This window comes from Sphaerisporangium sp. B11E5 (genome assembly GCF_039871875.1).
Lineage (GTDB): Bacteria > Actinomycetota > Actinomycetes > Streptosporangiales > Streptosporangiaceae > Sphaerisporangium.
This window is the reverse complement of record NZ_JBDPMD010000008.1, coordinates 263,724-283,605: the sequence shown is the minus strand read 5'-3', so window position 1 is coordinate 283,605 and position 19,882 is coordinate 263,724. Positions and strand designations below refer to the sequence as shown.

Here is a 19,882-nt window from a genome sequence, read left to right as displayed (position 1 = left end):
TGCCGGGGTTGGAGCCGAAGTTGGTCACCTCGGTCAGCGTGGCCGCGGCGGCCGGGTGCGTGAACACCAGGGCCGCGACAGCCGACAACAGCACGGCGCAGGCTCCAGCCAGCGCTGCGATCGTTCGTTTCATCCGCGCTCCTTCGCGTGAAGCTGTTGAAAGGTTCTTGTCTGCTTGGCGCACAGGGCCGCGGCGCCGCCGGCTCGCGAGGTCTCGTCAGCAGCCGGTATAGAAGGGCCTCACCCGCCGGTCAAGGCGCCGCAGGCAGGTGGTGGCGGCGCGCGGGCCAACCCCGCTGCATATCAAGCAACTTGATAACAAGGCATTTGATATGTGTCGCGAAACTTTCACCCGTGGGACCGCGCGTTATCGTCGTCCGGTGACACCTCGCCGCATCCCTCGCGCCGCCCGTCCGGCCGCGCCCGCGCCGCGTCTGAGCTATCTGGTGTACCGCCTGGAGCGCCGGATCCGCGCCCACCTCGACGAGGCGCTCGCCCAGCACGGCGTCACCACCACGGCCTACATGGCGCTGAGCGAGCTGCGCACGCGCGACGGGGTCTCGTCGGCGGAGCTGGCCCGCATCGCCTTCGTCACCCCGCAGGCGATGAACCTCGTCGTCCGCGACCTCGAACGACGCGGCCTGATCCGCCGCGACCCGCACCCCGACGGCGGCCGGATGTTGTGCGCACGCCTCACCCGCGAAGGGCTGGCCGCGCTCCGGCGATGCGACCGCCTGCTCGACGGCATCGAAGAGGCCATGCTCGCCGAGCTCGACGACCTGACGCACAAGACGCTGGTGGAGGGGCTCACCGTGTGCGCGCGGGCCCTGCGTCCCGGCACGCAGCCGGACGACGCGTCACCGGCCGGCTGATACCGCCCGGGCGCCGGGCGGCGCCGAGGGGTCCTCAGGAGCCGTAGACCTCCAGCTCCGACAACTGGCCGGCGGGCCAGCCGGTGTTGGCGGTGAAGTTCAGCCGCACGTAGCGGGCGGTCGTCTGGGGGAACGTGATGGTCACGGTGTTCCCCGACGCGGGGTCGAAGGTGTGGCCCCGCGAAGCCACGACCGTGGTGAGCGGCGACGGGGCGGTGCCCGCCTGCACGGACAGGGTCTGGGTGCGGGTCTGCCAGACGGTCGCGGGGGGCAGCTTGAGCACGAGGCGGGAGATCGCCGCGGCGGCGCCGAGGTCGACCTGGAACCACTGGGGGAAGGCGTTGTTGGCGCTCTCCCAGTAGGTGCTCGCGTTGCCGTCCACGGCGTTGAAGGGCGCGTAGGTCTGTGTATGGCTGCCGGCGGTGACCGGCTTGCCGCGGGCCAGGTCGGTGTTCGGTGCGGCGCCGGTGGTGGGCGGTGTGGGACGTACGGCGGTCAGCGCGATGAGGCCCTTGAGCATGCGGCCGCCGTCGTTGGTGAGGCGCAGGTAGTAGTCGGCGGAGCAGGCGGTGCCGTCCTCGTCGAGGGCGCGGATGCCGGAGCCGGCGGGCACCCAGGCGGAGGTCTCGGCCGTCTTCGCGATCTGGTTGCCCTCGTTGTACTCGTCGAACATCGAGATGTAGATGCCGTGCGAGCCGGCCCGGATGACGTTGTAGAACATGCGCCACATGAAGTCGCCGTGACTGCGGTGCCCGGACTGCAGGTCGCCGGGCATCACGCACGGCTGGTAGTCGATGCCGCGGGCGCCGCACTCGGCGACGTCGGGGACGGTGAGGTTGGTGTGGAACCAGTCGAGGCCGTCCAGCGTGCCGGTGCGGCCCACCATCCACGGCGAGATCATGTGGAACGCGCGGTACACGTCTCCGAAGCCGGAACGGGAGTCGTTGACGCCCTGCCGCCAGTAGGTGGGCACGCCGCCGATGACGTAACAGCCCTGGTTCTTGAACCAGTTGATCACGTCGAGGCAGGCGGCGGGGGCGAAGGGACGGCCGGGGTCGTTGAAGCCGAAGCCCCAGACACAGACGACGGGCTTGCCGTTCTGCCGGGCGTAGGCGCCGGAGGCGGTGTGCGCGGACATCTTGGACGTCCAGTCGGTCTTGATCTCCGACTGCATGTTCGTCCAGTTGGTGACGTCGTACATGATGTAGAACTTGCGCCCGTGGGCCTCCGCGGACGCGCGGACCTTGACCGCCATGGCGTCGCGGGTCGGGCCCTCGCCGCCGAAGGGGTTGAACCGCTGCAACGCCGCGGTGTCGCATCCGTTGTCGCGCATCCATCGGAAGTGCGTGTCGACGGTCTGCTGGTCGTAGGAGGAGAACAACGTCGCGGGGCCGCCGTTCCCGAGGTTCGGGTAGGCGGTCTGGTAGACCCTGGTGTAGTCGCGCACGTCGGGCCAGGACACGATCGCGTTGTTGCCGGGCGACGGCGGCTGGCCCCAGTTGTCCGACCAGTGCCACCAGCCGTTGATCGGCGCGCCGTCGCCGACGCAGGCGAACCAGCCCTGGTAGCCGACCGTGATCTTGCCGACCACGTCACCGGGCGGACTGGCCGCGTACGCGGCCGCGGCGGGGAGCCCGCCTCCGGCGAGGCCCGCCAGGGCGGAGGCGGCGAGGAACGTACGTCGGGAGACTGCCACGAGTACTCCTTGCGTCAAGGGACATCGGCGGCCGGTCACGCATCGCCCCCCTGATCGCGGACGGCTGACATCATCCTGACAGTGGCCGACACGAGTTTGCAATACTCTGGCAAGAAGATGGAATTGCTGGTGCAACAGATGCGGGAACGGCGTGGGACGGACACCCCTGACTGGGTGCATTGACAGCGGCACCGGCCGGCCGTAGCCTCAGCACAGCCTGACTGTTAGGAAAGTTTCTTAATAGAGGCTTCTCATCCGCCCTCGGCGCCAGCCCCCCACCGCTGAAGGATGCCTGTGTCAGCAACACTCGCCAAACGCTCATTCGCCGCGCTCCTGGGGATCACCCTCGCGGTCACCGCCGCCGTGAGCCCGGCCGAAGGCGCCGCCGCCACGCGGGCCGCGGCCGCCCCGTTCAAGGTGCTCGCCTTCTACAACGGCACCTGGGACGCCGCGCACATCGACTTCGGCAAAGAGGCCAGGGAGTGGTTCCCCGCGGCCGCGGCGCAGAACGGCTTCACCTGGGAGGCGACGACCGACTGGAGCCGTCTCAGCGCGACGGGGCTGTCACAGTACAAGGTCGTCATGTTCCTCGACGACCTGCCGCCGGCGGACCGGCGCGCCGCGTTCCAGACCTACATGCAGAACGGCGGCGCGTGGATGGGCTTCCACGTGAGCGCGTTCACCACCGACCCCGGCTCGTGGAGCTGGTACCACAACACCTTCCTCGGGTCGGGCGCGTTCCAGACCAACACCTGGGGACCGACCGCCGAGACCCTGAAGATCGAGGACCGCACCCACCCGTCCACCGCGGGCCTGCCCGCCACCATCCAGTCGTCGGTGAGCGAGTGGTACTCCTGGAGCCGCGACCTGCGGCAGAACCCCGACATCGACGTCCTGGCGTCGATCGACGCCGCCAGCTTCCCGGTGGGCACCGACCCCAACCAGCAGTGGCGCGGCGGCTACTACCCGATCATGTGGACCAACAACCGGTACAAGATGCTGTACGCCAACTTCGGCCACAACGCCATGAACTACTCGACCAACACGCGCACGTCCTCGACGTTCGCCAGCGCGCAGCAGAACCAGTGGCTGATCAACGGCCTGCTGTGGCTCGGCGGCGGCACCACTCCTCCGCCTGCCGACACGATCTCCCCCACGGCGTGGTACTCGGTCGTCAACAAGGGCAGCGGCAAGTGCGTCGACGCCCGCGCCGCCGGCACCGTCAACGGGACGGCGATCCAGCAGTACACCTGCAACGCGACCAAAGCCCAGCAGTACCAGTTCGCCCCCACCAGCGGCGGCTACGTCCGCGCCGGCAACCGCGGCGACAGCGCCCAGGTGCTCGACGTGACCGACGTGTCGACCGCCGACAACGCCCCCATCCAGACCTGGGCGTACGGCGGCGGCGGCAACCAGCAGTGGCTACCGGTGTCCGAGGGCGGCGGCTACTTCCGCTTCGTGAACCGCAACAGCGGCAAGTGCCTCGACGTCCCCGCCGCCTCCACCGCGGACGGCGTCCAGCTCGTCCAGTACACCTGCAACGGTACGGCCGCCCAGTCGTTCCGGCTGACCGCGCAGGGCTGAGGCGGCACCGTTCAGGAAGCGAGCCAGGGCGGGGTGACCCCGAGTTCGCGGCAGATGTCCCGGGCGAGGCCGGACAGTTCGGCGGCCTCGCCCGGCCTGCCGCGGCTGAGCGCGGCCCGCCCGAGGTGGTGGAGCACGTCGGCCTCGACCATCCGCTCGCCGGCCTCCCGCGCGTGCGCCAGCGCGAGCGTGAAGGTGCGGTGGGCGGCGTCCCACTGCGCGAGGGCCGTGCGGGCCCGGCCCATGCCGTACATGGCGTGCGTCATGCCCACCCGGTCGTCGATGGTCCGGCAGAACTCGAGGACACGCTCGAACCGGGGTAACGCGGCGGCCGCGTTGCCGCATTCGAGGTCCAGCTCGCCGAGCCGGTAGTTCACCTGCTGGGCCAGGCGGGCGCCCTGCACCTTCTGCGCCATGTGCAGGGCCTGTTCGAGGTTGGCCCTGGCCCTCTCGTGGTCGCCGAGCTGCAGGTGGATCTGCCCGGCCTGACGGAGCACGAGCGCCTCGTTGCCGATGTCGCCGAGCTCGTTCAGGACGGACGCGCTGCGCTCGGCGCGGGAAAGGGCGTCCTCGGGCCGCCCCCAGAGCCGGTCGAGGATGGCCAGCTTGTGCTCGGCGAGGGCCTGGGCGTGCCGGTCGCCCAGCTCGGCGAAGATCGCGACGGCCTGCCCGACGAGCTCCGCCGCCACGCGGAAGTCGTGCCGGTGGATGCCGAGCTCGCCGAGTTCCGCGAGGACGACGCCCTCGCCGCGGCGGTTGCCCGCGGCCCGGGTGGCGCCGAGCGCCTTCTCGTGCGTCTGCTGCCATTCGTCGTGGTGTTTGCGCACCTCGAACAGGGGCGCGGCGGTCACCGCCAGGTCCCAGCACAGATCGTCGAGGCCGAGGTACGCCGCCTGGTGCACCGCGCCGGCGATGTTCGGCAGCTCGGCCTCGCACCAGGCGACGGGATCGCCGACGATCTCGCCGAGGTGTTCCTCGTCCATCGGCCGGCGGGGGGCACGGCTGTGCACCACCAGGTGGTCGTGCCCGGCGAGCTGGGTGTGGGCGTGCTCGGTCACCGTCAGCAGGGCGCCGATGACGCGCTCCACCGCGGCGCGCACCTCACCGGGGGAAAGCTCCGACTGGGCACGCTGACGGGCGAAGATGCGCACCAGGTCGTGCAGGCAGTAACGAGGCTGGCCGTGGTCCCCGGGCACCACGGTGGCGAGGTGGCTGTGGGCCAGCCGGTCCAGCAGGTCCTCGGCCTCCCGCAGCGGGCAGTCCAGCAGCGCCGACGCCATCCACTCCTCGCACTCGACGACCTCCAGGCTGCCGAGCAGCATGAACAGGAGCCGGGCCCGCGGCTCCAGGGCCGCGTAGGAGAGCATGAGGTTGGCCCGGACGTCCAGCTCGCCGTGCACGAGCTCGTCGAGGCGGTGGTGCTCGCCGGCCAGCCGTTCCGCCATCCGGCGCACGGGCCAGTGCGGGCGGGCGGCGAGCCGGGCGCCCGCGATGCGCAGCGCGAGCGGGTGACGGCCGCAGAGGCCGACGAGCCGCGCGCCGGCCTCCGGGCTGCTCGCCATGCGGTCGTCGCCGAGCATCCGCTGGAGGAAGTCGATGGCCTGTTCCGAGGTGAACGACTCCAGTTCGAGCCGGCGGATGCCGGGGACGGCCGTGAGGCGGTGGCGGCTGGTGATGAGGACGCCGCAGCCGTGCGTGCCGGGGATGAGCGGCGTCACCTGGCTCTCGTCCGCGGCGTCGTCGAGGATCAGCAGGACGCGGCGTTCCGACAGCACCTCGCGGAGCATCGCGCTGCGTTCGTCGATGTGGTCGGGCACGCGGGTGTAGGGCACGCCGAGGGTGCGCAGCAGGTTCGCCAGCGCGACGCCGGGCGGTATGCGGCGCGCCGCGTCCGTGCCCCGCAGCGGCACGAAGATCTGCCCGTCGGGGAACTCGCCCCGCAGCCGGTGGGCCATGTGGACGGCCAGCGTGGTCTTGCCCGCGCCGCCGCGCGCGGAGACGGCCACGATCGACGGGCCGGACCGGTCGCCGGAGGTCAGCCAGTCGGCGATCCGCCGGATCTCCTCGGCGCGGCCGGTGAAGTCGGGGGTGTCGGGCGGCAGGTTGCACGGGCGCGGCGAGGCGGTGACCGGTTCGTCGTCCGGGGTGGCGGTGTCCCGCAGGATCGCCTGCTCCAGATCGCGCAACTGCTGGCCGGGCTCGATGCCGAGCGACTCGACGAGGAGGGCGCGCGTGTCCCGGTAGAGCTTCAGCGCCTCCGCCTGGCGGCCTGAACGGTGCAACGCCTCCATCAGCTGGCCCCGCAGCGCCTCACGCAGCGGGAACTCCTCCACGAGTTGCACCAGGACGGGCACCATGTCCGCGTGCCGCCCGAGGGCGAGCTCCAGCTCGACCCACTGCCTGATGGCGGTGAACCGCTGCTCCTCGAGCACCGCGGCCTCCGCCCGCAGCGCGGGGCAGTCGTGGAGCCCCGCGAAGGGGGTGCCGGTCCACTCGGCCAGCGCCTCGCGCAGCGTCTCGGCCCGCGCCGCGCTGTCGCCGCCGTCCGGCGACTCGCTCCTCGCGACCAGCGCGGCGAACCTCAGGGCGTCCACCTCGTGCGGCCGGACGCCGAGCAGGTAGCCGCGGGCGACACGGACGATGCGCTGCTGGTCGCCGAGGCTCAGGCGCAGCGTGCGGATGTAGGCCCGGAGGTTCGCGCCGCCGGACAACGGAGGGTCCGACGGCCACAGCCCGTCGATGAGACGTTCATCGGGAACCGGGGTGTTCGGAGAGCTGAGCAGAAGCGCCAGCAACGTCTGGACCTTGCGGCCCTTCAGGTCGACGGGAGAGCCGTTCAGCTTGATGCCGAGCGGTCCGAGTATGCGGAACCGCAGGTCCGGATGCTGCTGCTCTGCCCCTGCCATGACGGGTCAATGATATGTCAACTACGCGGCAAAGCTTTCGCCGCGAACGTGGCCGGGCCGGCGACCCGGCGTCCATGAGGAGCGCGCCGAGCACCATGACGGCGGCGCCGGCCCACCCGAGCGTCGTCATGCGGTCCCCGGCGAGCCAGTAACCGAAGACGCCGGCGAAGACGGGCTCGGTGCCGAGGATGACGGACACGCGGGTCGGCGTGGTGCGGCGTTGCGCGTACGCCTGCACGAAGTACGCGAAGGCGCTGGCGGCCAGGCCCGTGAACGCGACGGCCCACCAGACGTCCCCTTCCGCCGGCAGCCCGAAGTCGTCGGTGATCACGGCGACGCACAGGGCGAGCAGGCCGCACGTGCCGAGCTGCACCGACACCAGTGCCCCGGTCGGGAAGAGGCGGACCGCACGGTCCATGGCGATGATGTGCAGGGCGAAGCAGAGGCTGGAGCCCATGGTCAGGGCGTCCCCCAGCGGGTGGAGCACCCCGCCGAAGCCCGACAGGAGCAGCAGGCCCGCGGCGGTGATCGCGATGCACACGCGGTTCCACGGGCTGACGCGCTGGCGCAGGAGCAGCGCGGCCATCAGCGGCGTGAACACGATGTAGAGGCCGGTGATGAACCCCGAGTTGGACGCGGTGGTGTGCGCGAGCCCGATCGTCTGGAACGCGTAGCCGCCGAGGAGCAGCAGCCCGAGGCCCGCGCCGGCGCCCCAGCCGGCCCGCGGCAGCCTGGCGAGGGCCGGCAGGTACGGGAGCGCGACCGCCCCGGCCGCGAGGAGAAACCGCAGGGCCACGAACGACCAGGGCGAGACGTCCTCGATGGCGTCCTGAATGAGGACGAACGTCAGCCCGAAGACGGCGGCCACCACCACGAGCGCGAGCTCCGCCGGCCAAATGCCGGGACCCTCCGGCTTCTGCGGTGCGGAATTTCCGATCGGCATGTTTTCCTCCGGGCGACGTCTCGAATGGAGGTTAAGCGGCCGTTGTATAAGCGTTGTACACCGGCCGCACGCCCCCGTCGATCTAGGAAACACGTCCCCGTCGAGGCCACGGCGCATCACAGATCATCCGGAAAACATGTGAAACCCCCGATGAGCTGGGCCTGCGGCACCGGATAACGACAGGACGCCGATATGTACGGGGAATGTACAGGAACTCGCTCACCCCTTCCTAGCCTCTACGGTGACGCGGACTCCCGTACGGAGGGCAGTGGAATGTTGATCGGTATTGATATGGCGCACGCCTCGGTTTGGAATTTAGATGTGCGGCGTAAATCCGGTGCCGGGCGGCCGGCCGACTTCCACGAAGTCGGCGTCGTCCCCGACATGGGAGAATTGGCCGCCGAATGTCTCGGCGGAATGGTCGTCACCTTGGAGAACGGCGTCGAGGAGGACGCGCTCCGCGGCGTCGACCTGGTCCTGATCCCCGCCCCGGGCGTCGACGGGGCGGCCTACACCCACGCCGAATGCGACGACCTCGACCGGTACGTGCGCGAGGGGGGCGCGGTGCTGATGCTCGGCGACGGCGAGTGGCCGGCGCCGTCGCGCGGCCCCGCCCCGTTCGGCCTCGTCCCGGGCCCTCTGGCGTCCGGCGATCCCGCGGACCCGGCGCGGCCCCATGTCCGGCCGTACGAGTTCCCGGCCGAGGTCGCCGGCGCGCACCCCGCGCTGGAGGACGTCACCCGGGCGTACCTCTACCGGCCGAAGCCCGTCGGCGCCTCCGTCCCGCTGACCCCGCTGGTGGAGAGGGACGGCCAGACGTTCCTCGGCGCCGCGCGGCACGGGAAGGGCAGGATCGCCGCCGTCGGGAACGCGGAGATGTTCGCGCGCCCCTTCATCGGCCGTGAGGACAACGCGCGCCTGCTGCTCGGCCTGTTGTCCTGGTTGTCCGGCGGGCGGCCGAAGGGCTCGGCCGAGGAGCAGACGTCGAAGGTGCTCGACCTGCACCGGTTCTCCGGGCGTGACTCCTCCCGCACCGAGGACCTGAAGCGGGAACCCGGGCCGCACGTCGTGGACGCCGGCCTCTACTCCCACCTGCTCACCGGGCTCGCCGGCGGGTTCCTCCCCGACTCGGAGACCGACGAGGAGGCGTTCCTCCAGGAGGCCGAGCTGCGGTTCCACGAGATGCCCCGCGTCATCAGGCAGGCGGTGAGCCGCTTCCGCCGGCACGGCAGCGACTCGGGCATCCTGCTCGTGAAGGGCTTGCCCGTGGCGCCGGACCTCCCGCCCACCCCCGCCGACCCCACGGCGCGCGTGCGGTTCGTCAACCCGCTCAGCGAGCTGTGGCTGGCGGCGTTCGCGCAGGCCCTCGGCGAGCCCATCAGCTACCGCCAGGAGAAGAACGGCCTGCTGTTCCAGAACGTGGCCCCGACGCCGCAGAACGCCGGGAAACTGTCGTCCGAGAGCTCGTCCATCCTGCTCGACTACCACACCGAGGCGGCGTTCCACCCCTTCCTGCCCGACTACGTGCTGCTGCACTGCCTGCGCCCGGACCACGAGAGGGCCGCGAGAACGATCAGCGCCGGCCTGCGCATGGCCCTGCCCCGGCTGAGCATGCGCGAGCGCGCGATCCTCAGCGAGCCGCTCTACCGGACCGGCATCGACTACTCGTTCGGCAGCCCGAACGGCACCAAGGGCAACGGGCCGCTGCTGCGCGTCCTGTACGGCGACCCCTACGACCCGTACATCAACGTCGACCCCGACCTCATGGTGGGCGTCGTGCCGGAGGCGGCCGCCGCGCTGAAGCGGCTGCACACCGTGCTCCACGAGGTCCGGCGGTGGGTGCGCCTCGACACGGGCGACCTGCTGGTGGTCGACAACCGCAGGGCCGTCCACGGCCGCTCGGAGTTCACGCCGCGGTACGACGGCCACGACCGGTGGCTCCAGCGTGTCTGCGTGGTCCGCGACCTGGTGCCCTCCGCCGGGCACCGGCGGCTGGGCGGACGGGTGATCGACACGGCGTTCGCCGTCTGATCTGCTTCCCCGATGACCACGACACACCCCGTGCCCCCGAGCACCGTCGTCCTCTTCCCGCAGGGCGCGGGCCACTGCGAGGCGAACGTCGTCCTCGCGGAGCCCGCCGGCGAGGAGGGCCTGCTGCTGATCGCGACCGACCGCACGCCGTTCCACCCGCTCGACCACACCTGGCCCGACCAGCCCGCCGACCGGGGCACCGTGACGTTCCGCGGACGCGAGCACGCCGTCGTCGACGCCGTCACGCTGGCCGCCGGCCCGGACGGCACCCTGTACCGGGGCGAGCAGATCCCCGCCCGCCGCGGGGAGCCCGGGTGGAGCTTCCTGGTCGGGCACGTCGTCGAGACGCCCCCTGAAGCCGCCGATCCGGTGGGCGAGCGGGTCACGCTGACCGTGGACATGGCGCGGCGGGCCGGCCTGAGCGCCGCGCACACCGCGTGCCATCTGATGTCACTCGCGCTGAACATGGAGCTGCGCGACCTGTGGCGCAAGGTGCCGCGCACGGACTGCCTCGGCCACCCCGACTTCGACCAGTCGGCCGTCACGGAGTCCCGGATCACGCCGTGGCGCAGCCTCGACCGCTACCGCGTCGGCAAGTCGCTGCGCAAGTCCGGCCTCGACGTCGCCGCCCTGCTCGAACAACTCGACGCGGTGCGGGACGGCGTGACGGCCCGGCTGTCGGAGTGGATCGCCGCCGGCGGGCGGATCGGGATCGAGACCGAGGGCCCCCTGCTCGGCTCCCGGCGCTGGTGGACCTGCGAGCTGCCTCCCGGCACGGCCCGCATCCCCTGCGGCGGCACGCACCTCGGCGGACTCGGCGAGTTGTCCTCGCTCGACGTCCGGTTCGAGGCAGGCGACCAGGAACTACTGGTCCACACCACGGCCAGACCATCGTGAACTCGGAAATGGAGGGCCAGCCCGTGTTCGATCCGGCCGGTTCATCCGTCCTCGTCGTCGAGCCGGTCTCCGGCGGCGCGGACGTCGCCCGGCTCGCGCACCGCCTCGGCATGACGGTGGTGCTCGCCTCACAGGACACCGGCGAGTGCGAGATCCCGGCGGAGCTGCGGAAGATCACCTCTGTCGTGCTCACCGTCGACACCAACGACGAACAGGCGCTGTCCGCCGCCGCCGCCGGCCACCACGAGCACTCCCCGCTCGCCGCGGTGCTCCCGGGATGCGACTTCTACGTGGCCACGACGGCCAGGCTCGCGGCGCGCCTCGGGCTGCCCGGCCTGCCGGTCGCGACCGTGGACGCCGTACGCAACAAGGCGCGCATGCGTGAGCGGGTCGCCGCCGCCGGGCTGCGCACCCCGCGCTTCGCCGAGGCCTCGACCCTTGACGAGCTGCGCGCGGCCGCGGAGCACGTCGGATTCCCGAGCGTCGTGAAACCGGTGGAGTCGTCGGGCAGCATCCATGTGAGCCGGGCCGACGACTGGGCGGAGCTCGCCGCCGCGTACACCGCCCTGGCCGAGGACCCGGAGCTCGACCTCGGCCGCCCGATGGGGCACACCGTCGTCGTCGAGCAGTACGTCGAGGGTGAGGAGATCAGCGCCGACGGCTACGTGGAGGACGGCCGGGTCACCGTCGTCGCGATCACCGAGAAGGTGCTCGGCGCCGAGCCGCGGTTCGTCGAACTCGGGCACCTGACGCCGGCCGACCTGCCGGACGACGTGGCGCGCGAGGTGATCTCCTACACCGGGCGGGTCGTGCGGGCCCTCAACGTCACCGCGGGGCCGTTCCACTGCGAGCTGCGGCTCAGCGGCGACGGGCCGGTGCTGATCGAGCTCGGCGCCCGGCTGCCGGGCGACGGCATCCCCGAACTGATCCGTCACGTCACCGGGACGGACCTCGCGGCCGTGATGCTCGCGGCCGGGCTGGGGGTCGGCGCCGCGGCGCTGCCCGCGTTCGGCAGGCCCACCGCGCCGAACGCCGCGGTGCGGTTCTTCACGGCCGACGACCTGGACTTCTACACCAGCATGGCCGGGTGGGACGAGCTGGACGCCTTGCCGAACGTCATCGGGCGGCAGCTCTCCATCCCGCCGGGGGTTCCCATCCCCCAGACCGGCGACTGCCGTTCGCGGCTGGCCTGGGTGCGCTACACCGCCGCGTCGCACCGGGACGTCCGGGCGTTCTGGCGGAGCCTGGACAACCTGGTGGTGCCGACGTGAGCGACGTCCACGACTACGCGGCGGTGGGTGTCGGCCCGGCCAACCTGAGCCTCGCGGCCCTCGGGGCCGGGGTGGAGAACCTGCGGGGCGCGCACTTCGAGGCCCGCACGAGCTTCTCCTGGCATCCCGGCCTCCTGCTGCCCGAGGCGACGCTCCAGGTCTCGCCCTTCAAGGACCTGGTCACGCCGGTGGACCCGACCAGCCCGTACTCGTTCCTGGCGTTCCTCGCCGGCGAGGGCAGGATCTACCAGTTCCTCACCGCGCGGTTCCCCGCGGTGCTGCGCACGGAGTTCGACCAGTACCTCCAGTGGGCGTCCAGGAAGATCCCGGCCATCGAGTTCGGCACGGAGGTGCGCAGCGTCACCGAACGCGACGGGTACTTCGTGATCGGCTCGGAACGCGGCGAGGTCACGGCGAGGAACGTGGTGCTCGGGACGGGCCAGACCCCGCTGGTCCCGGCGTTCCTGCGCCCGCACCTCGGCGCCGACATGTTCCACGCCGAGGAGTTCCTGACCCGGCCGCGGGAGTTGTCCGGCCGCGCCGTCGCCGTGGTCGGGGGCGGGCAGTCGGGCGCGGAGATCGTGCGCCACCTCATGCGCCTCGCCGAGCCGCCGCTGAGCATCACCTGGATCACCCGCAGGCCCGGGTTCCTGCCGATGGACGACTCCCCCTTCACCAACGAGTACTTCTTCCCCGAGTACGCCAGGGAGTTCCACGGGCTGCCGCGGCCGCGCAGGCAGGAGCTGCTGGCCGAGCAGAAGTACGCGAGCGACGGCATCGACCTCGACACCCTGCGGGACGTCTACCGCGAGCGTTACCGGCACGAGTGCCTGCTCGGCCGCAAGGACTGGCTGCGCCTGGCGACCCGGTCGGAGGTCACCGGCTGCGCGCGGCTGCCCGACGGCTGGGAGCTGGAGTTACGGGGCCCGGGGCCCACGCTCGTCCGTGCCGACGTCGTCGTGCTCGCCACCGGGTACGAGTACCGGCTGCCCGGCTGCATGAGCGGGCTCGCGCACCGTCTGGCGCGCACGGCGGACGGGCTGGTGGTCGGCGACGACTTCTCCCTGTCCCTCAGCGGCGAGACCGCCGGCCGCGTCTACCTGCAGAACGGGGCCCGGCACGCCTGGGGCGTCGCGGACCCCAACCTCAGCCTGCTGGCGTGGCGCAGCGCGGTCATCCTCAACGCGATCCTCGGATACCGGAGGTACAACACGTGAGCCTCCCACGACTCGGCTTCGAGGCGCTGCCGCCCGAGTTCGAGGCACTGGAGGAATGGGCCGTGTCCTTCGGCCCGTTCGACGGCGGCCGGCCCTTCTCGATGGCGCGCTTCACCGTGGCCCCCGGTGGCGCGACCCCACCCGACAGCCACGCCGTGACCGAGGTGTGGCTGGTGCTCGACGGCGCGGGAACCGTCCGGTACCAGGGCGAGCCGCACGGGGTCGGCGAGGGCGACCTGGTGGGGTTCGCGCCCTTCGCCGAGCACGTGGCGGTGGCGGACCGCGGCGTCCCGCTCAGCGTGTTGTCGATCTGGTGGGACGCGGGCAGATGACCGAGGTCTTCGATCTCGCGGTCGTCGGCGCGGGGATCATCGGCGCGCTGACCGGCCGGCTCGCCCTGGACCGGGAGCCGGGCCTTCGCGTGCTCACCCTGGACCAGGGCGGCCTCAACGCCTCGGGCCTGTCCGCCGGGCTCGACGTGCCGACGGGGCGGGACGCGCGGCAGCGCGAGCTGGCGGCGCGGAGCACCGCTCTCTACCGCAGGCTCCTCGCCGAGCGGCCCGGCCTGCCCGTGCGTCCCGTGGACACGTACTGGCTGATCGGACGGGACGGCCTGGAGGGCCTGCGGCGGACCATGGCGGGACCCCGCCTTCTGGAGGCCGGTCCGGACGCGCTCGCCGGCGTCTTCGACGGGCTGCGGCCGTCCGCCGGCCAGGTCCTCCTGCGCTCGGACGGGTCGAGCCACGCGGACGTCGGCGGGCTGGCGCGCGGCCTGCTCGACGCGCAGCGGGCCCATCCCGGCTGCGCGGTCCGGCGGGGCACGCGGGTCGTCGCCGTGCGCGCGGACGGGGACGGCCACCGCCTGGTCGGCGACGGCGGGCGGACACTCGCGTGGTGCCGTTCGGTCGTGCTGGCCACCGGGCCGTGGGCGACGCACGGGCCGTTCGGCGAGCGGGTGCGGGCGGCCGGGCTGCGGATCAAGAAGGTCGCCGCGTTCTTCCTGGACCTCAAGCCCGTGGACGGCGCGCCTGTCCTGATCTTCGAGGACGACGACGCGTTCCTGCTGCCCCAGCCGGAGAGCGGCCGCTGGTTGTTCAGCTTCACCTCGCGGGAGTGGGACGGCTCGCCCGCCGCGGGACCGCCCGCGCTGAGCGGCGACGACCGGTGCGAGGCGACACGCGTCCTGCGCCGGTACGTCCCGTCGACGGCCGGGATGATCTCGGGCGGGCGCGCCTTCTACGACGGCTACACCCCCGACCGCCTGCCGCTGGTCGAAGCGGTGCCAGGTCACCCCGGCGTCGTCGTGGCGGCCGGCGGCAACGGGTCCGGCTACCGCCTGGCTCCCGCGATCGCGGAACGGGCCCTCGGCCTCCTGCCCCCTCTCTCCCCCGGAAGCGGTCACCCATGAGCCTCATCCGCAGCGCGGGCACCGTCCCGCCGCGCCGTTACCTGCTGGTCCCGCCCGAACCGACCCCCAACGGGCGCCTGCACCTCGGGCACATCGCGGGTCCCTACCTGCGGACGGACATGCTCGCCCGGTTCGCCCGCATGCGCGGGGACCGGCCGCTCACCGTCACCGGCAGCGACGTCTACGAGCCGTACATGACGTTCCGCGCGGCCGCCGAGGGACGCCCGGAACGGGAGATCGCCGCCGAGTACCACGCGCTCATCGCCGACGACCTGGACGCGATGGACATCGGCCTCGACGCGTTCGTCAACCCCGCGGAGGAGCCCTGGCGTACGGCCTTCGAGGAGGAGGTGGCCCGTTGCCTGCGGCGGCTCGGCGAGAAAGGGGCGGTGCGCACGCTCCGGGAGCGGGTGCCCTACAGCCCCGCCGCCGGTCGGTTCGCCGTCGGCCCCTGGCTCACGGGCGGGTGCCCCGACTGCGGCGCCCCAGGGGGCGGCTACTTCTGCGAGTTCTGCGGCGGGCACTTCCGGCCGGAGAACCTGCGCGACCCGCGCGGCGTGGGCGGGACGGGGCCGCTCCACTGGCGCGAGATCACGTCGCTGTTCCTCCGGCCGGCCGATCCCCGGGAGCTCGGCGCGCGGATGACGGACATCGGGGTCCCGGCGCGCTACCAGGAGACGGTGCGGCGCTACCTGAGCCGCGAGGGCGGGATGGTGCGCGTCAGCGCCCCCGAGACCTGGGGCATCCCGCTGGACCGGGCCGAGCCGGACGTGCCGCGCACGCTCTTCCCCTACGCGGGGATCTTCATGTTCGCCCGGCTGACCGGCGCCGTCCACGGCGCGATGAGCGGCACCGGCGTCAACGCCTTCGACCCGGGCTCGGACGTCGTCACGGTCACGAGCCTCGGCGTGGACAACGTCATCCCCACGCTGGTCTGCATCGTCGGCACGTCGCTGCTGCACGGGAACATGAGGACGTACGACCGCACGCTGATCAACGAGTTCTACCTGCTCGAAGGCGAGAAGTTCTCCACCAGCAGAGACCATGTGATCAGGGCCGCCGACATCGCCCGCGCCCCGGGGATCGGCGCCGACGCCGTGCGGTACTTCCTGGCCGGGACCCGGCTGGAGGAACGGCGCGAGAGCATGGAGCCCCTGGCGTTCGTGGGGACGGTCAACGACCGGCTGGCCGGCGGGCTGACGCCGCTGCTGCGCCGGGCGTGCCGCTCCCTCACCGCCGGCGCCCCGCCCGAGCCCATCGCGGAGGGGCATCTGGCGCGGCTGGAAGCGCTGCTCGAACGGCAGCGGACCGCCCTGGACGGCCCCGTCGCGGCGACGGCCCCGGCGGTGGAGGCCTTCGACGCCTGGTGGCAGAGCGCCGCGGACCTGCGGTGGAGCGCCTACTGGTGGCTGAAGGGCGTGAGCGTGCTCGGATTCCCGATCGTCCCCCGCCTGAGCCGCCGGATCTGGGAGGAGCTCGGCGGCACGGGCGAGCCGCGCCTCGACACGTTCCTGGAGCGGACGCCACCGCGCGAGCCCGGGCCGCCACCCGGGTTCGGCACGATCACCATCGGCGACCTCGTGCCGGTCCTGCCCGCCTCCTCCATGTACGTCCCGGCCTGACCCACCACGAGGGAAGACGATGCCGAGCCGACCGCACTACCTGGTCGTCAACCGCTACGACGACGAGGACGCCGAGTACCACCGCTACTGCGCCGACCACCCGTGTGACCTGTCCTACCTGACCCTGACCGGCCACACGAACGCCTTCGGGCCGGTCGGGCCGGGCCGCGTCGAGGAGGTCCCCGACCTGCGGCCCGAGACCCTGGTGCCGGCCGCGCGTGTCCTCGCCGAGCGGCACGGCCGGTTCGACGGGATCGCCGCGCTCTCCGAGTACGACGTGCTGACCGCCGCGCTGCTGCGTGACGAGTTCGGCACACCGGGGCCAGGGGCCAGCGTGGTGCGGGCGTTCAAGGACAAGGTGGTCATGAAGGACCGCCTGGTCAAGCACGGCCTTCCCGTGCCGCGGTTCATGGAGCTCGGCACGTCCACCACGCCCGCCGAGATCGCCGCCGCCATCGGCTTCCCGCTCGTGCTCAAACCGCGGGCCGAGGCCGGCTCTGTGGGGGTGCGGATCGTGCGCGGCGTGGAGGAGCTCGCCGCGGAGCTGGACGGCGTCGACGTCACGAGGTTCGAGTGCGAGGAGTTCGTCTCCACGGAGATCTACCACGCCGACGGCGTGCTCTCCGAGGGGAGGCGGCACTTCCTGAGCGTCTCGGGCTACGTCAACACGCCCGTGGACTTCCTGCGCGGCAGGCCGCTCGGCTCGGTGACGCTGGACCCCGGGCCCCTGCGTGAGGAGATCGGCACGTTCGCGATCGAGTGCGTCACGGCGCTCGGCCTGGTGACCGGCTGCTTCCACCTGGAGGTCATCCGCCGGCCCGGCGGCGGCCTGGTGTTCCTCGAAGCCGGCATGCGGGCCGGTGGCGCGGAGATCGCGTACATCCACCGGGACCTGCACGGCATCGATCTCATGACCGAGAGTTTCCGCACCGTCCTCGGCATCCCGCTGCGGTCGGCGCACGCCCGCTTCGGCGACGCCCCCGCCGGCTGGGTCGTGATGCCGGAACCCCACCGCCCGCACCGGGTGGTCCACCGCTCCCCCATGACGGGCGTCGTCCCGCAGGTCTACGCCGAGGTACTCCCCGACCCCGGCGAGGTCTTCGACGGCACCGGCGGCTACTTCCACGTCCCCGGCCGTTTCCGGCTCACCGGCCTGGACGAGCGGAGCCTGCGCGCCGCGGCCCGCCGGGTCATGCACGAGTACGTGGCCGTGTTCGAACCCGTGGAAGCAGCTCACTGACATGGCCGCGGTCCACTGGGGCAACCTCGGGGAACTCCTCCGGCCGGCGCGGTTCCGCGACCAGTTCCTCGCCAACGCGCTGTCCACCGCCGGCACCGCCCTGACACCCGTCGCGCTGTCCTTCGGCGTCCTCGCCGCCACCGGCTCCGCGGCGGACCTCGGCCTGGTGCTCGCCGCCTACTCGGCAGCCCAGATCGCCTTCATGCTCGCCGGCGGGGTGTGGGGCGACCGCCTGCCGCGCAAGCACCTGATGATGGTGTCCGACGCGATCAGCGCCGCCGCGCAGATCACGTTCGGCGTCCTGCTGCTGGCGGGCCACCCGCCGCTGTGGGCGATGATCGCGCTCCAGGGCCTCGCCGGCGCGGCGAACGCCCTGTTCGTCCCCGCGTCCGTGGGGCTGGTCGCCGAGACCGTGCCGCCGCGCCTGATGCAGGAGGCCAACGCCCTGCTGTCGCTCACCCGCAACCTGTCGGTGAGCGTCGGCCCGGTGATCGCCGGCGCGGCCGTGGTGTTCGCCGGCGCCGGCTGGGTGCTCCTCGTCGACGGCCTGACCTTCCTCGGCAGTCTGCTGTTCCTGCGCCGCATGACGATCCCCGCCCGCCCCGCGCCGGTGGAGCGGCCCGGTTTCCTGCGGGAACTGCGCGCCGGCTGGCAGGAGGTCACCCGGCGGTCCTGGGTGTGGACGGGCATCACCATGTTCATGATCTTCAACTTCGTCTACTCGTCCCTCCACGTGCTCGGACCGGTCACCCTGTCCGCCACCCCCGGCGGCGGCCTCCTCTGGGGCGCCGTGGCCGCGAGCCTCGGGATCGGCGACGTCCTCGGCAACGCCCTGGCCGTCCGCTTCCGCCCGCACCGCCTCCTGTTCGCCGGCCGCCTCATGATGCTGCTGTCCGCCCCCCTGATCGTCCTGCTCGGCACGGCCCCGCACCCGGCCCTGCTCGTCCTCGCCGCCCTCCTCGCGGGCCTCGCCACCACCTTCCCCAACACCCTGTGGGAGACGGCACTCCAGCAGCACATCCCCACCTCGTCACTGTCCCGGGTCTCCTCCTTCGACCACGCCGGGTCCTTCGTCCTCCGCCCCGCCGGCCTCGCCGTCACCGCCGCGGCCGCCTCGGCGCTCGACCCCTCGGTGACCCTGACGGCAGGCGCCGCCCTCCTCGTCCTCACGGTCACGGCGAGCCTCCTCGACCGCGGCACCCGCACCCTGGCCCGCGACGAGCGCGACGATACGCCCGTGTCACCGCAGGCAGTCGGCTGAGCGACCGTTGTGTGCACTTCGACCGGTTGAGGAACCGCGTTTCCCCGGCGCCCCGTACTTCTCGGTGTACATGCACTTGAGAAAGGGAAATCCCATGCGGGTCCTTGCCAGCACACTTCGTCTCGCGCTCGTCGGCGGCGTCGCGGCCACCGCGATCGCGGCCACTCTCGCCACCCCCGTCCACGCCGCCGGCCAGTCGACCGTGGAGGTCAGGAAGGTGGGGGTCCAGCTCGAACTGGTCTACACCGGCAGCACCGACGCCAACGACGTCCTGATCAGCACCGACGCGACCGGCGCCATCGTGCTCAGCGACTCGGTCCCGGTCGTCTCGCGCGACACCGGCTGCGCCAACCTGCCGGGCAACAACAAGATCGTGCGGTGCAGCAAGGGCATCGCGCGCCTCGTGGCCACCTTGGGCGACGGGGCGGACAAGTTCAACTCGCAGGTGGCCTTCATCGGCACCGTCGCGGGCGGTGGCGGCAACGACACCTTCCTGCTCGGGCGGATCACCGGCAGCCAGCCCAGCGCCGTCGTCTACGGCGGCGGTACCGGCGAGGACACCGCCGACTACTCCCTCAGCGACAGCGCGGCGGGCGTCAGGGTCTCCCTGGACCGGGTGGGCAACGACGGACGCCCCGCGGCCGGCGGCCGGGCGGCCGACCGCGACGACATCCGGGTGGAGAACATCACCGGCAGCCCCTTCGCCGACCTGCTGACCGGTGACGGCGCCGCCAACCGGATCGAGGGCCGCCGCGGCGGTGACACCATCCGGGCCGGCGGCGGGAACGACTCCGTCCTCGCGCAGGACGGGGTGGCGGACCTGACGGTCGACTGCGGTGACGGCGGGACCGACCGGTTCCAGGCCGACACCACCGACAGGCCGGTCAGCTGCGAAGAGCGGATCCCGGCCGGCTCCACTCGCTGACCGCGGTGG

15 protein-coding genes are annotated in these 19,882 nt (G+C 72.3%); 12 read left to right on the top strand and 3 right to left on the bottom strand.

Features of this window, described 5'->3' with window-relative positions:
• The first annotated feature begins 380 nt into the window (after positions 1–380).
• Entirely contained in the window at positions 381–872 is a 492-nt protein-coding gene (locus ABGB17_RS11480) for a MarR family transcriptional regulator (protein ID WP_347628310.1), read from the top strand.
• A gap of 34 nt (positions 873–906) precedes the next feature.
• On the opposite strand, the gene ABGB17_RS11475 is transcribed toward ABGB17_RS11480, so the two are convergent.
• On the bottom strand, positions 907–2,568 hold the full coding sequence (locus ABGB17_RS11475; RefSeq protein WP_347628308.1) for a discoidin domain-containing protein: 1,662 nt from the start codon (positions 2,566–2,568) through the stop codon (positions 907–909).
• Between the two features lie 294 nt (positions 2,569–2,862).
• On the opposite strand from ABGB17_RS11475, the gene ABGB17_RS11470 reads away from it, so the two are divergent.
• A complete protein-coding gene (locus tag ABGB17_RS11470) occupies positions 2,863–4,152 on the top strand; it encodes an RICIN domain-containing protein (protein WP_347628306.1) in 1,290 nt (429 codons plus the stop codon).
• Between the two features lie 11 nt (positions 4,153–4,163).
• On the opposite strand, the gene ABGB17_RS11465 is transcribed toward ABGB17_RS11470, so the two are convergent.
• Together ABGB17_RS11465 and ABGB17_RS11460 are read right to left on the bottom strand one after the other, a co-directional pair.
• The gene (locus ABGB17_RS11465; protein ID WP_347628325.1) at positions 4,164–6,746 is read right to left on the bottom strand and encodes a BTAD domain-containing putative transcriptional regulator; all 2,583 of its coding nucleotides are present in this window, start codon (positions 6,744–6,746) and stop codon (positions 4,164–4,166) included.
• 154 nt (positions 6,747–6,900) lie between these two features.
• A complete protein-coding gene (locus tag ABGB17_RS11460) occupies positions 6,901–8,001 on the bottom strand; it encodes a DMT family transporter (protein ID WP_347628304.1) in 1,101 nt (366 codons plus the stop codon).
• Between the two features lie 321 nt (positions 8,002–8,322).
• Here ABGB17_RS11460 and ABGB17_RS11455 point away from each other — a divergent pair, with 321 nt between their 5' ends.
• From ABGB17_RS11455 to ABGB17_RS11410, 10 genes are all read left to right on the top strand, one after another.
• Positions 8,323–10,032 carry a TauD/TfdA family dioxygenase gene (locus ABGB17_RS11455; protein ID WP_347628302.1) on the top strand — a complete coding sequence of 570 codons (1,710 nt, stop codon included), beginning with the start codon at positions 8,323–8,325 and terminating at the stop codon, positions 10,030–10,032.
• Positions 10,033–10,044: 12 nt separating this feature from the next.
• A complete protein-coding gene (locus tag ABGB17_RS11450) occupies positions 10,045–10,929 on the top strand; it encodes a metal-dependent hydrolase (RefSeq protein WP_347628300.1) in 885 nt (294 codons plus the stop codon).
• 23 nt (positions 10,930–10,952) lie between these two features.
• On the top strand, positions 10,953–12,200 hold the full coding sequence (locus ABGB17_RS11445; protein ID WP_347628298.1) for an ATP-grasp domain-containing protein: 1,248 nt from the start codon (positions 10,953–10,955) through the stop codon (positions 12,198–12,200).
• Positions 12,197–13,417 (top strand): SidA/IucD/PvdA family monooxygenase, encoded by a 1,221-nt coding sequence (locus ABGB17_RS11440; RefSeq protein ID WP_347628296.1) that lies wholly within the window; start codon positions 12,197–12,199, stop codon positions 13,415–13,417. The genes ABGB17_RS11445 and ABGB17_RS11440 overlap by 4 nt, the downstream gene beginning before the upstream one ends.
• Entirely contained in the window at positions 13,414–13,749 is a 336-nt protein-coding gene (locus ABGB17_RS11435; protein WP_347628294.1) for a cupin domain-containing protein, read from the top strand. The genes ABGB17_RS11440 and ABGB17_RS11435 overlap by 4 nt, the downstream gene beginning before the upstream one ends.
• Entirely contained in the window at positions 13,746–14,825 is a 1,080-nt protein-coding gene (locus ABGB17_RS11430) for an FAD-binding oxidoreductase (RefSeq protein WP_347628292.1), read from the top strand. The genes ABGB17_RS11435 and ABGB17_RS11430 overlap by 4 nt, the downstream gene beginning before the upstream one ends.
• Entirely contained in the window at positions 14,822–16,447 is a 1,626-nt protein-coding gene (locus ABGB17_RS11425) for a class I tRNA ligase family protein (RefSeq protein ID WP_347628290.1), read from the top strand. The genes ABGB17_RS11430 and ABGB17_RS11425 overlap by 4 nt, the downstream gene beginning before the upstream one ends.
• 19 nt (positions 16,448–16,466) lie before the next feature.
• A complete protein-coding gene (locus tag ABGB17_RS11420) occupies positions 16,467–17,687 on the top strand; it encodes a hypothetical protein (RefSeq protein ID WP_347628288.1) in 1,221 nt (406 codons plus the stop codon).
• A 1-nt stretch (position 17,688) separates the two neighbouring features.
• Positions 17,689–18,948 carry an MFS transporter gene (locus tag ABGB17_RS11415; protein ID WP_347628286.1) on the top strand — a complete coding sequence of 420 codons (1,260 nt, stop codon included), beginning with the start codon at positions 17,689–17,691 and terminating at the stop codon, positions 18,946–18,948.
• A 94-nt stretch (positions 18,949–19,042) separates the two neighbouring features.
• Positions 19,043–19,873, top strand: coding sequence for a hypothetical protein (locus tag ABGB17_RS11410; protein WP_347628284.1), 831 nt, complete (start codon positions 19,043–19,045; stop codon positions 19,871–19,873).
• Positions 19,874–19,882 lie beyond the last annotated feature (9 nt).

Bases quoted from the DNA above. Each gene is read 5' to 3' on its own strand.
- ABGB17_RS11460 (WP_347628304.1), bottom strand. From the start codon at position 8,001: ATGCCGATCGGAAATTCCGCACCGCAGAAGCCGGAGGGTCCCGGCATT.
- ABGB17_RS11450 (WP_347628300.1), top strand. From the start codon at position 10,045: ATGACCACGACACACCCCGTGCCCCCGAGCACCGTCGTCCTCTTCCCG.
- ABGB17_RS11430 (WP_347628292.1), top strand. From the start codon at position 13,746: ATGACCGAGGTCTTCGATCTCGCGGTCGTCGGCGCGGGGATCATCGGC.
- ABGB17_RS11425 (WP_347628290.1), top strand. From the start codon at position 14,822: ATGAGCCTCATCCGCAGCGCGGGCACCGTCCCGCCGCGCCGTTACCTG.
- ABGB17_RS11420 (WP_347628288.1), top strand. From the start codon at position 16,467: ATGCCGAGCCGACCGCACTACCTGGTCGTCAACCGCTACGACGACGAG.
- ABGB17_RS11415 (WP_347628286.1), top strand. From the start codon at position 17,689: ATGGCCGCGGTCCACTGGGGCAACCTCGGGGAACTCCTCCGGCCGGCG.
- ABGB17_RS11410 (WP_347628284.1), top strand. From the start codon at position 19,043: ATGCGGGTCCTTGCCAGCACACTTCGTCTCGCGCTCGTCGGCGGCGTC.